This window comes from Thermobifida cellulosilytica TB100, assembly GCF_001517975.1.
Classification (GTDB): Bacteria; Actinomycetota; Actinomycetes; order Streptosporangiales; family Streptosporangiaceae; genus Thermobifida; species Thermobifida cellulosilytica.
In genome coordinates this window covers 519,546-531,208 of sequence record NZ_KQ950180.1, presented here as the reverse complement: position 1 = coordinate 531,208, position 11,663 = coordinate 519,546, and the positions used below count along the sequence as shown (strand labels likewise).

Genomic DNA, 11,663 nt, shown 5'->3' with positions numbered 1-11,663 from the left:
CCGTGCCGCCGGTGGCCGCGCCGCCCCCCGGGGCGGCCCCGCCGGCCGCGGAGCGGCCGGCCGAGCCCGAGCCCGCACCGACCGGGCGGCCGCCGCACCCCGCCGCATGAGCCGCGGACCGAACGCCCCCTCCCAGCCCACTCCCTAAGGAGACCACCGTGCCCAGACACCACCAGCGGACCGCCGCGGGACCGCGCGGCTGGGCAGCCGCGCTGCTGATCCCGGTCCTGCTCGGCGCAGGCTGCTCGGCGCCGCAGGCCGAACCGGCCGAACCGGTCGGGGAGGCCGCGGCCGCGCAGGAGGCGCCGCCGGCGCCGACCCCCGTGGCCGACACCGGCGACATCGTGGACCTGCCCGTCGTCTTCACCGTGCGCAACCAGAACCGGACGGACGTCCCCTGCGAGCCCGACGGCAAGGAGTACCGGGTGCGCGGCCACCTGACCGCCCCCGCCTCGGTCCTGGAGGAGGACGACCCCTCCGTCACGCTCTACCTGCACGGCATCGCCACCGGCGAGTGGTACTGGCGGCTGGACCTGCCCGGCTACCACTACACGCGGCAGATGGCCGGGCTGGGCCACGCCTCGGTCACCGTCGACCGCCTCGGCTACGAGAGCAGCGACAAGCCCGAGGGGCTGCGGAGCTGCATCGGGGCCCAGGCCGACATCGCCGGGCAGATCGTCGACCAGTTGCGCACGGGCGAGTACGAACTGGAGGGCGAGAAACCCGTCGAGTTCGACCGCGTGACGCTCGCCGGGCACTCCAACGGCGGCCAGATCGCGCAGATCGCCGCCTACACCTTCCCCGGCATCGACGGCCTGATGGTCATGTCCTGGACCGACCTCGGCCTCACCGACCAGGCCCTGCAACGCTTCCTCACCGCGTTCCAGGAGTGCGTCGACGGCGGCGAGCCCGCCGAGGAGGCCGACGACCCCCGCGGCTACGTCCACTACGACCCCACCGAGCAGGAGTTCGTCACCGGCAACTTCCACGACGCCGAGCAGGAGGTGATCGAGGCGACCCTCCCGCTGCGCAACCGGCACCCCTGCGGCGACATGGCCAGCCAGTTGGCGGGCGTCGTGGTGGACCGGGCGCAGGTCGCCGAGATCGACATCCCGGTGCTGCTGCTCTACGGGGCCGACGACGCCCGCGTCCAGGGGCAGGCCGAACACGAGGAGTGGTTCTCCGGGTCGCCGGACACCGAACTCGTGGTCATCCCCTCCAGCGGGCACTTCGTCGGCCTGGAGCGCCGCGCCTCCGAGGTCACCGACAGCGTCTCCGCGTGGCTGGAGAGACAGGAGGGACAGGGGTAGGCGCGCGAGTCGTGCGGGGGCGGAGTGGCCACACCGCCCCCGCACAGCCATAATGGAAGAAACGAATACGGAAACGACAGGGGAGCGCCTCGGCGCTGAGAGTGCGGCACAGCCGCAGACCCTTACTACCTGATCTGGGTCATGCCAGCGAAGGAAGTCGTGGGAACCGCCACCGGTGGCGTGCTCTCGCGCACCGGTGGTTCCGGTGCGCACCACCGCAGCCGGTGTGCGCTCTTGGCCGGGCCCTCCGTCACGTGCGAAGGGACACGACCATGACCACTCCGGCCGAATCCCGGTCCGAGCAGGACCACAAGCCCCCGCTGAACTGGCGCACCGTGGACATCGTGGTGGCCGCCGTCATCGGGGTCGCCGTCGGCCTCGTCTTCTGGGTGTGGAGCGCCCTGTGGAACGTCACCACCGGGCTGTTCGCCTTCTTCCCCCCGGCCCAGGCCGTCCTCTACGGCATGTGGCTGGTGCCCGGCGTCCTCGGCGGACTCGTCCTCCGCAAGCCCGGCGCCGCCGTGCTGACCTCGATCGCGGCCGCCTCCCTGGAGATGGCCCTGGGCACCGGCTGGGGGATGTCCGTCCTGCTGTCCGGCGCCACGCAGGGACTGCTGAGCGAACTGGCCTTCCTCGCCTTCCGCTACCGCCGCTGGGGCATGGGCGTGGCCGTGCTGGCCGGCGTCGCCGGGGGAATCGCCCCCGCGATCCGCGACAACCTCACCTACAACGTCACCTGGCCGCTGTCCCACCAGATCGTCTACGGGGCGCTCGTGCTGGTCAGCGCGGGTGTCATCGCCGGTGCGGGCTCGCGGCTGCTCACCACGCGCCTGGCCGCGGCCGGGGCGCTGGCGCCCTTCCCGTCGGCGCGGGGGTGAATCCGGTGACCGCTGCGAGCCGCCGCGACGGCCCCGGCGCGCGCGTCGAGCTGTCCGGTTGGGGATGGCGGCACGCCGGACGCGCCGAGTACGCGCTGCGCGGCGTCGACCTGGTGATCGAACCCGGCGAGCGCGTCCTGCTGCTGGGCGCCTCCGGCGCGGGCAAGAGCACCCTGCTGCACGCGCTCGCCGGGCTCACCGGCCCGGACGGCGCGCTCACCGGGGAGCAGGAGGGCACCCTGCTCGTCGACGGAAGACCGGCGGACCGGAGCCGCGGCACGGCCGGACTGGTGGCGCAGGACCCGGAGAGCCAGCTCGTGATGGCCCGGGCCGGGGACGACGTCGCCTTCGGCCCGGAGAACCTGGGCGTGCCCCGCGAGGAGATCTGGGCGCGGGTGGACGAGGCGCTCGCGCGCGTCGGCTTCCCCTACGGCCGCGACCACCCCACGGCGGCGCTGTCCGGCGGTGAGAAGCAGCGCCTGGTCATCGCCGGGGTGCTCGCCATGCGCCCCCGCCTGCTGCTGCTGGACGAGCCCACCGCCAACCTCGACCCGGCGGGCGCGCGCCTGGTCCGCGACGTCCTCGCCCGCCTGCTCGCCGAGACCCGCGCCACCCTGGTGCTGGTCGAGCACCGCGTCGCCGAGGTGGTGGACCTGGTGGACCGGGTCGTGGTGGTGGAGCCCGGGGGCGGGGTGGTCGCCGACGGCGCTCCCCGCGCCGTCTTCGCCGAGCACGGCCGCGCCCTGGCCGCGCGCGGCGTGTGGGTGCCCGGCCTCGACCCCGCCCCGCGGACCGGGCGCGCCCCCGGAGGCCCGGTCCTCGTCGAGGCCGTGGGCTGCTCGCTGCGCACCCCGCCGTCCCCGGGGCGGGGACGGCCCAGGACCGTCCTGCGCGACGTGGACGCCGCGGTCGCGGCGGGCACGGCCACCGCGCTCACCGGGGCCAACGGGGCGGGCAAGTCCACCCTGCTGACCGCGCTGGCCGGGCTGGCGAAACCGGCCGCGGGCCGGGTGCTGCCGCGCGGCCCGCTCGCCGACGCCGACCCGCGCCCGCTGGCCAGGTGGCCCGCCCGGCGGCTCGCCCGGCACGTCGGCACGGTGTTCCAGCACGCCGAGGACCAGTTCGTCACCGCCACCGTGCGCGACGAGCTGCGGTTCGCGCCGCTGCGCGCGGGAGCGGGCGAGGCCGAGGCCGACGCGCGGGCCGACGAGCTGCTGGACCGGCTGCGCCTGGCCCACCTCGCCGACAAGCACCCCTACACCCTGTCCGGCGGGGAGAAGCGCCGACTGTCGGTGGCCACCGCGCTCAGCTCCGGCCCCGCGCACGCCCCCGACGTGCTGGTCCTGGACGAACCCACCTTCGGCCAGGACACCCGCACCTGGCTGGAGCTCGTGGAGCTGCTGGACGGGCTGCGCGCCCGGGGCCGGGCGATCGTGCTGGCCACCCACGACACGCTGCTGCTGGAGCACCTCGCCGACGTCGAACTGCGGGTCGCCGACGGCGGGGTCGCCGAGGCCGCGCGCACCGGGACGGAGGGACTGCGGTGAGCTTCGCGTCGCTGTCCGGGACCGCGCACGGGCGGCCGCGCGGCGCCCGCTCCTGGCTGCTCGGCGTCAACCCGGCGGCCAAGCTCGTCGCGGCGCTCGTCCTGTCCCTCGGCCTGCTGCCGGCCGTGGACCCGGTGACCGGGGGCGTGGTGCTGGCCGTCACGGCCGCGGTGGTGCCGTTCAGCGGCGTCGACCGCACCACCCTCCTGGTGCTGGGGGGCGTGTTCCTGCTGATGGGCGCCTCCACGGGGATCGTCAACCTGCTTTACGGCGAGGAGGGCGCCTGGGGCGCGTTCGGCGCGGCGGTCCGCCTGCTGGCCATCGCGCTTCCCGGCCTGCTGGCCGCCGCCAGCAGCGACCCCACCGACCTGGCCGACGCGCTGGTGCAGCGGCTCGGGGTCCCGGAACGGCCCGCCATGGGGGTGCTCGCCGCGCTGCGCCTGGCGCCGCTGCTGGCCGACCAGTGGCGCACCGTCACCCTGGCGCGCCGGGCCCGCGGCCTGGAGGCCGGGCGCAACCCCGCGGCCGCGCTGCCGATCTTCTTCGGGAAGGTGTTCGCGCTGCTGGTCCGGGCCATCCGCACCGGAACGCTGCTGGCCACGGCGATGGACGCCCGCGCGTTCGGCACCGGTCCGCGCTCGCACGCCCGGACCAGCCGGTGGCGCACCGCCGACACCCTGCTCGTGGTCGCCGCCCCGCTGCTGCTCGGCGCGGCCTACGCGCTCTCCGCCCAGCTCGGCACGTTGCGGCTGCTGTTCGGCTGACGGACGCAGCGGGGGCGCCCCGGGGTCACCGGGCCGGGACGCCCCCGCCCGCGATCCTGCCCGCGTCGGCGTCCCCGCGGAAGCGGCGGCACCCGCCGGTGACCGTTTCGGGGGACAGACCGGGGCGAGTGTTGGCGCTTGCGCCGCCCCGCAAGCCGCGGCCCGCCGTGGCGGGCGGGAGACCCCTGGTGGTAAGGAGGAGGACGGACAACGGCAGACAGCCGCAGAAGAACAGGGAGGGTGAGACCAGTGGGGGAGTTCGTACGGGTGGAGACCGACGCCGAGCAGCCGGCGGTCGCCGTCATCAGGCTGGACCGGCCCAGGATGAACGTGCTCAGCTTCCAGGTCCAGCGTGAGATCGCCGAGGCCGCCGCCCGGGTCGGCGCGGACCCGGAGGTGGCCGCCGTGGTCCTCTACGGGGGCGAGCGGGTGTTCGCCGCCGGGGCCGACGTCACGGAGATGGCGGACCTGGGTTATGCGGCCATGGCCGAGCGCTCCCGCACGATCCAGGACTGCTTCAACGCCGTGGCCCGCATCCCCAAGCCCGTCGTCGCCGCGATCACCGGCTACGCCCTCGGCGGCGGCTGCGAGCTGGCGCTGTGCGCCGACTTCCGGGTCGCCGCGGACGACGCCAGGCTCGGCCAGCCCGAGATCCAGCTCGGCATCATCCCGGGCGCGGGCGGCACCCAGCGGCTGCCCCGGCTCATCGGCCCGGCGAAGGCCAAGGACCTGATCTACACCGGCCGCCACGTCGACGCCGCGGAGGCGCTGCGGATCGGACTGGTGGACCGGGTGGTGCCCGCCGCGGACGTGTACCGTACAGCGGTGGCCATGGCCGCGCGCTACGCGGGCGGCCCGGCGGTCGCGCTGCGCGCCGCCAAGCAGGCCATCGACGCCGGGCTGGAGACGGACCTGGAGACCGGCCTGGAGATCGAGCGGTTGCAGTTCTCCGCCCTGTTCGCCACCGAGGACCAGAAGATCGGTATGCGCAGCTTCATGGAGCACGGCCCCGGCAAGGCCGAGTTCACCGGGAGGTGACGAGGAACGATGTGGCAGTTGACCGACCACGCCGCCGTCGAACGGACCGACCTGCTGGCCGCTCCGGTCGCGGCCGCGGTGACCGCGTGGAAGCACAGCACCCCGGTGGAGCGGCTGCGGGTGGCCGCCATCGACCCCGAGCTGGCCGACACCGCGAACTTCTGCGCGGCCTACGGGGTGCCCCTGGAGGCGTCGGCCAACTGCGTCGTCATCGCCGCCCGCCGCGGCGGTGAGACCCGCCTGGCGGCCTGCGTGGTGCTCGCCACCACCCGCGCCGACATCAACGGCGTGGTCCGCCGCAGGCTGGAGGCGCGCAAGGCCAGCTTCGCCCCCCAGGAGGAGGCGGTGCGGCGGACCGGCATGGAGTACGGCGGGATCACCCCGGTGGGGCTGCCCGAGGGCTGGCCGATCCTGGTCGACTCCGCCGTGGTCGCCCAGGAGCACGTGGTGGTCGGCAGCGGGCTGCGCCGCTCCAAGCTCGTCCTGCCGGGGGCGGCCCTGGCCGAGCTCCCCGGGGCGGAGGTCGTCGAAGGGCTGGCCCGTCCGGCCTGACGGGGAGCGGGCCCGCCCCGCTCCCCTCACCCACGATGAGAATTCCTCTACCTTGCGTACCGGTCCCAGGTCAGGATGGATGCGGACGGAGCGCGGCGGCCGGGTGACGAGACTGACCGGAACCTCGGCCCGGGTTTTTCCGTCATACTCACATGGAGTCCCTCCGAAGGACGTGTGAGGCGGCACGAGCGTGCTCTTTGCGGCCGTGCGCGATCCAGCTAGCGTGAGAGGACCGCGGTGGTACCGCGCCGTCGGTTCGGTGTCACCGGGAGGCTGTGTCGTCGGGCCTGCGCGGCCACGACTTCGGGGCAGTTGGGCGTACCGCGTGAGCCCGGTGTATCCCGGCCGATAGGCTGCACCGAGCGGTGTTCGAGGGGATGAGATCACTATGGCAATGGCGGCAGGATTCCCCGATGGCGAGGAGCTGCCGGAGTACATCGGCCCGTACAAGATCCGTCGGCGCATCGGCCACGGCGGTATGGGCGTCGTGTATCAGGCCGTAGACCCTGAGGACCGCCTGGTCGCGGTCAAAGTGCTGCGCGCGGAGGTGGCGGGCGACGACATCGCCCGCGCCCGGCTGGCCCGCGAGGTCATGACCATGCAGCGGGTGCGCAGCCGCAACGTCGCCGAGGTGATCGACGCCGACACCAGCGCGCCGCTGCCCTGGGTGGTCACCGAGTACATCCCCGGCCCGACCCTGGACTCCACCGTGACCAACCACGGTCCGCTGCGCGGCCGCGCGCTGACCCGCGTGGTCACCGGACTGGCGCGGGCGCTGCGCGACATCCACGCCGCCGAGGTCATCCACCGCGACCTCAAGCCCGGCAACGTGATCATCTCCAACGGCGAGCCGATCATCATCGACTTCGGCATCGCCTACGCGGTGGACGGCTCCAAGCTCACCCAGACCGGCACCTTCGTCGGCACGCCCAGCTACCTGTCGCCCGAGGTCATCGAGGGGTCGGACCTGAGCCCGGCCACCGACATCCACGCCTGGGGCGCCACCGTCGCGTTCGCCGCCACCGGCAAGCCGCCCTACGGCGCGGGCGCCTTCGAGGTGATCTTCTTCCGCATCCTCAACGGCGAGATCAGCCTGGACGGCATTCCGGACGCGCTGCGTCCGCTCGTCCAGGCGGCGGTGCGGCGCAACCCCCGGTCCCGGCCCACCGCCGCCCAACTGGTGGCCGAGACCGAGAAGCTCAACCTGGACCTGCCCTGGGTGGAGGACGCCTACCTGCCGTCCGGAGCCACCGGGACGCACACGGTCGCCGCGGACCTGCCGGAGTCCGCGCCGACGCCGGCGCCCGCTCCGGAGGAGGAGGCCCGCACCGCGGTGGCCGAGAGCGCCGGAGTCCCGGAGCGCACCGCGGTCGCCCCGGACCAGACGATGGTCGCCCCCGACCAGACCATGGCGGCCCCGGACCAGACCATGGTCGCCGCGGAGGGCTTCGGCGAGGAGGACGACGAGGACGACGCGGGACGCCGTTCCGACGCCTACTACTACGACGCCACGCTGCGCCCGGAGGAGTTCCGCGACATCCTGACCCCCGTCGACTACGAGGGCAGGAACCGCTCCTCCGACGACTACGACGACGAGCCGCCGAGCCTGCTGGAGCGGTTCCGCGCCCACCGCAGGGGCGAGGACCGGATCAGCGACTACTTCGGCGACGACGACTACGACGAGTACGAGGAGGCGGAGGCCAGACGCCTGCCGTGGATCATGGTGGTCCCGGTGGCACTGGGCATCGTGGGCCTCAGCCTCATGCTGCCGACCATCGGCCTGGTCCTGGGCACCCTCGTGGTCACCGTCCTGGGCGGGCTGGACCTGGCCAGGCGGGAGCACGCCCGCCGCCTGCACGAGCGCGGTCCGCGCAGCTCCGACAACGTGGTCGTGGCGCTGAGCATGCCGTGGGCGCTGCTGCGCACCCTGGGGCACGCCTCGCTCTACGGCCTGGGGTACCTGCTCGCCGGGATCGTGGTGGGCATCGCCATCGGCATGGTCAGCGGGAACAACTCGGCGAACGCGGTGGGGGCCTGGGCGGTGGGCCTCGTGGTGCTGATGAACTTCCTGTTCGGCCCGCACGCGCGGGGGGCGCAGCGCCAGTCGCGGTGGCTGGTCGGCAAGATCACCATCCGCAACGTCTACCTCTACTGGGGTGTCATCGTCGCGGTGAGCCTGCTCGCGCTGTTCCTGGTGGTGTTCGGGGTGCAGTTGGTCCCGGCCTGGGACCCGATTCCCGGCCCCTCGGAGTGGTTCGGCTCCTGACCTGCGCATACCCTGCAAGAAGTGGGACGCTGCCCGGGGTCGCGCCATATGCTACTAGCCAGTAACATATGGTGGGGGGCAGGAGCGCAGACCGCCCCGGCGGGACAGGGGTGCTAACACCGACCCGCTTCAGAATTCTGCTCGGGTGTTTGGCACTCTTGGGGAGAAACCACGGACGCGCCCGCGTCCCCGGCCGCCCACGAGGGCGGCGCAGACAAGGGCAGGGAGGTCGACCACCGGCATGAACATTGTCGTCTTGGTCAAGCAGGTCCCGGACACCGAGACCGAACGCAAACTCAACCCGGCGGACAGCACGGTGGACCGTGCCGCATCCGACGGCGTGATCAACGAACTCGACGAGTACGCCATCGAAGAGGCGCTGCTCCTCAAGGAGAAGCACGGCGGAGAGGTGACCATCCTCACCCTCGGCCCCGAGCAGGCCACGGACTCCATCCGCAAGGCCCTCTCCATGGGCGCCGACAAGGCCGTGCACGTCAGCGACGAGGCCCTGGCGGGCTCCGACGCGTTGCAGACCGCCTACGCCATCGCGCAGGCGCTGGGCACCCTCGAGTACGACCTGGTCATCCTGGGCTCGGAGTCCACCGACGCGCGCACCGGCGTGGTCGGCGCGGCCCTGGCCGAGTACCTGGGCCTGCCGCAGCTCACCCTGGCGGGCAAGGTCGACATCGACGGCTCGGCGGTGAAGATCCAGCGCCAGACCGACGACGGCTACCAGGTGGTCGAGGCCACCCTGCCGGCCGTCGTCTCGGTGGTCGAGAAGATCAACGAACCGCGCTACCCGTCGTTCAAGCTCATCATGGCCGCCAAGAAGAAGCCGGTCACCAAGCTCGGCATCGCCGAGGCCAACATTGACCCCGCCAAGGTCGGCCTGGCCAACGCCACCACTGCGGTCGTCGACTTCGCCGCGGCCCCGCCGCGCGCCGCGGGCACCGTCGTCAAGGACGAGGGCAGCGGCGGCATCCAGATCGCCGACTTCCTGGCCGCCAAGAAGTTCGTGTAGCGACGAGACGAGAGAGGGGAAGAGAACATGGCTGAGGTCCTCGTCCTCGTCGACCACGTCGACGGACAGGTCAAGAAGGTCACGCTGGAGCTGCTCACCGCCGCCCGCCGCGTCGGCGAGCCCTCGGCGGTGGTCGTGGGAGAGGCCACCGACGAGCTGGTGGCCAAGCTCGGCGAGTACGGCGCGGAGAAGGTCTACACCGCTCCCGCCGAGCTCGACGACTACGTCGTGGCACCCAAGGCCGAGCTGCTGGCCAAGCTCGCCACCGACAAGTCCGCCGCCGCGGTCCTGGTCTCGGCCACCGCCGAGAACAAGGAGATCGCCGGACGCACCGCGGTCAAGCTGGGATCCGGTGTCCTCACCGACGTGGTGGACATCACCCCCGAGCTGGTCGCCGAGCACTCCATCTTCGGTGGCGCCGTCATCACCCACGCCAAGGTCACCAAGGGCGTTCCCGTGGTGGCCGTGCGCCCGAACGCCGTCCCGGCCGAGCCCGCCTCCGGCGCCGCCGCCGTGGAGGCCGTCGAGATCGAGATCTCCGAGGCCGCCAAGGCCGCTCGGATCACCGACCGGGTCAAGCAGGAGAAGGGCGCCCGTCCGGAGCTCACCGAGGCCGCGATCGTGGTCTCCGGCGGCCGCGGCGTGGGCAGCGAGGACTTCTCCGTCGTGGAGAACCTCGCCGACGCGCTGGGCGCCGCCGTGGGCGCCTCCCGTGCCGCTGTCGACGCTGGTTGGTACCCGCACGCCTTCCAGGTCGGCCAGACCGGCAAGACCGTCTCGCCCAACCTGTACATCGCCCTGGGCATCTCCGGTGCGATCCAGCACCGGGCGGGCATGCAGACCTCCAAGACGATCGTCGCCGTCAACAAGGACCCCGAGGCGCCGATCCTGGAGATCTCCGACTTCGCGGTCATCGGCGACCTCCACAAGGTCGCTCCGCAGTTGACCGAGGAGATCAACAAGCGCAAGTAGGCGCCCCGCACACACGGCGGCGGCCCCGGCCGGAGACCCCGGCCCGGGGCCGCCGCCGTGTCCGCGTACCGGGACCGGCGCGCGGCGTGCCGCCCGGAACGCGGCCGTATCCTGAAGACGCCATGGTTTATCTCGACCACGCCGCCACGACTCCGGTCCGCCCCGAGGTGCTCGCGGACCTGACGGACGGGTTCGGCGTCCTCGGAAACGCGTCCTCCCTGCACGCGGCCGGACGGCAGGCCCGCCGCGTGGTGGAGGAGGCCCGCGAGACCGTCGCCGACGCGCTGGGCTGCACCCCGCACGAGGTGGTGTTCACCAGCGGCGGCACCGAAGCCGACAACCTCGCGGTCAAGGGCCTGTACTGGGCGCGCAACGCGCAGGACCCGGCTCGGCGGCGCATCCTCGTCAGCGCGGTCGAGCACCACGCCGTCCTCGACCCGGCCCGCTGGATGGCCGACCACCAGGGCGCGGTCGTCGAGGAGCTGCCCGTGGACGCCTGCGGGCGGCTCTCCCCCGAGACGCTGCGCGCGGCGATCGAACGCGACCCGGCCGACGTGGCGCTGGTCTCGGTGATGTGGGCCAACAACGAGGTCGGGACCGTCCAGCCGGTCGCGGAGCTCGCCGCGGTCGCCGCCGAGTACGGCATCTGGTTCCACACCGACGCGGTGCAGGCGGTGGGGGCCGAGGAGGTCGACTTCGCCGCCAGCGGCGTGTCGGCGCTCAGCCTCACCGGGCACAAGCTGGGCGGACCGGTCGGCGTCGGAGCGCTGCTGCTGGCCCGCGGCGTCGACCCGGTGCCGATGCTGCACGGCGGCGGCCAGGAACGCGACATCCGCTCCGGGACGCTGACCACGCCGCTGCTGCGCGGCTTCGCCACCGCGGTGCGCCTCGCCGTCGCCGAGCGGGCCGAGCACACGGCCCACGTGGCGGCGCTCCGCGACGAGCTGGTCGCCGCGGTGCGCGCGGCGGTCCCCGACGTCCGGGTCAACGGCCACCCCACCGAGCGCCTGGCGGGCATCGCCAACCTCGGCTTCCCCGGCTGCGAGGGCGACGCCCTGCTCATGCTGCTGGACGCCCGGGGCATCTGCTGCTCCGCCGGCTCGGCCTGCACGGCGGGGGTCGCCCAGGCCAGCCACGTGCTGCTGGCGATGGGCGCCGACCCCGACACCGCGCGGGAGGCGCTGCGCTTCTCCCTGGGCCGCGACTCCACCGCCGACGACGTCAAGGCGCTGGCCGAGGCCATCGGCCCGGCCGTGGAGCGGGCCCGGGAGGCCCGCGCCCGACGGAGGAGCTGACCGCGCCGGGCACCGGGACC

At 73.7% G+C, this 11,663-nt stretch carries 10 protein-coding genes and 1 riboswitch; all 10 genes read left to right on the top strand.

Features of this window, described 5'->3' with window-relative positions; all coding sequences use genetic code 11:
• Nucleotides 1-158 precede the first annotated feature (158 nt).
• On the top strand, nt 159-1,310 hold the full coding sequence (locus tag AC529_RS02240; RefSeq protein ID WP_068753248.1) for an alpha/beta fold hydrolase: 1,152 nt from the start codon (nt 159-161) through the stop codon (nt 1,308-1,310).
• 68 nt (nt 1,311-1,378) lie between these two features.
• Nucleotides 1,379-1,483: riboswitch (TPP riboswitch) on the top strand.
• A gap of 99 nt (nt 1,484-1,582) precedes the next feature.
• Nucleotides 1,583-2,188 carry an ECF transporter S component gene (locus AC529_RS02235; protein WP_068753247.1) on the top strand — a complete coding sequence of 202 codons (606 nt, stop codon included), beginning with the start codon at nt 1,583-1,585 and terminating at the stop codon, nt 2,186-2,188.
• A gap of 5 nt (nt 2,189-2,193) precedes the next feature.
• Nucleotides 2,194-3,735, top strand: a complete 1,542-nt coding sequence (locus AC529_RS02230; RefSeq protein WP_068753246.1) for an ABC transporter ATP-binding protein — start codon at nt 2,194-2,196, stop codon at nt 3,733-3,735.
• Nucleotides 3,732-4,499 (top strand): energy-coupling factor transporter transmembrane component T family protein, encoded by a 768-nt coding sequence (locus AC529_RS02225; RefSeq protein ID WP_068753245.1) that lies wholly within the window; start codon nt 3,732-3,734, stop codon nt 4,497-4,499. Before AC529_RS02230 ends, AC529_RS02225 begins: the two co-directional genes overlap by 4 nt.
• A gap of 249 nt (nt 4,500-4,748) precedes the next feature.
• Nucleotides 4,749-5,537, top strand: a complete 789-nt coding sequence (locus AC529_RS02220; protein WP_068753244.1) for an enoyl-CoA hydratase/isomerase family protein — start codon at nt 4,749-4,751, stop codon at nt 5,535-5,537.
• Between the two features lie 9 nt (nt 5,538-5,546).
• Nucleotides 5,547-6,089 carry a YbaK/EbsC family protein gene (locus AC529_RS02215; RefSeq protein ID WP_068753243.1) on the top strand — a complete coding sequence of 181 codons (543 nt, stop codon included), beginning with the start codon at nt 5,547-5,549 and terminating at the stop codon, nt 6,087-6,089.
• 388 nt (nt 6,090-6,477) lie between these two features.
• Nucleotides 6,478-8,355 carry a serine/threonine-protein kinase gene (locus AC529_RS02210; RefSeq protein WP_068753242.1) on the top strand — a complete coding sequence of 626 codons (1,878 nt, stop codon included), beginning with the start codon at nt 6,478-6,480 and terminating at the stop codon, nt 8,353-8,355.
• A gap of 241 nt (nt 8,356-8,596) precedes the next feature.
• The gene (locus tag AC529_RS02205) at nt 8,597-9,376 is read left to right on the top strand and encodes an electron transfer flavoprotein subunit beta/FixA family protein (RefSeq protein WP_068753241.1); all 780 of its coding nucleotides are present in this window, start codon (nt 8,597-8,599) and stop codon (nt 9,374-9,376) included.
• Between the two features lie 27 nt (nt 9,377-9,403).
• Entirely contained in the window at nt 9,404-10,348 is a 945-nt protein-coding gene (locus AC529_RS02200) for an electron transfer flavoprotein subunit alpha/FixB family protein (RefSeq protein WP_068753240.1), read from the top strand.
• Nucleotides 10,349-10,470: 122 nt separating this feature from the next.
• Nucleotides 10,471-11,643, top strand: coding sequence for a cysteine desulfurase family protein (locus tag AC529_RS02195; protein ID WP_068753239.1), 1,173 nt, complete (start codon nt 10,471-10,473; stop codon nt 11,641-11,643).
• The last annotated feature ends 20 nt before the right edge of the window (nt 11,644-11,663 follow it).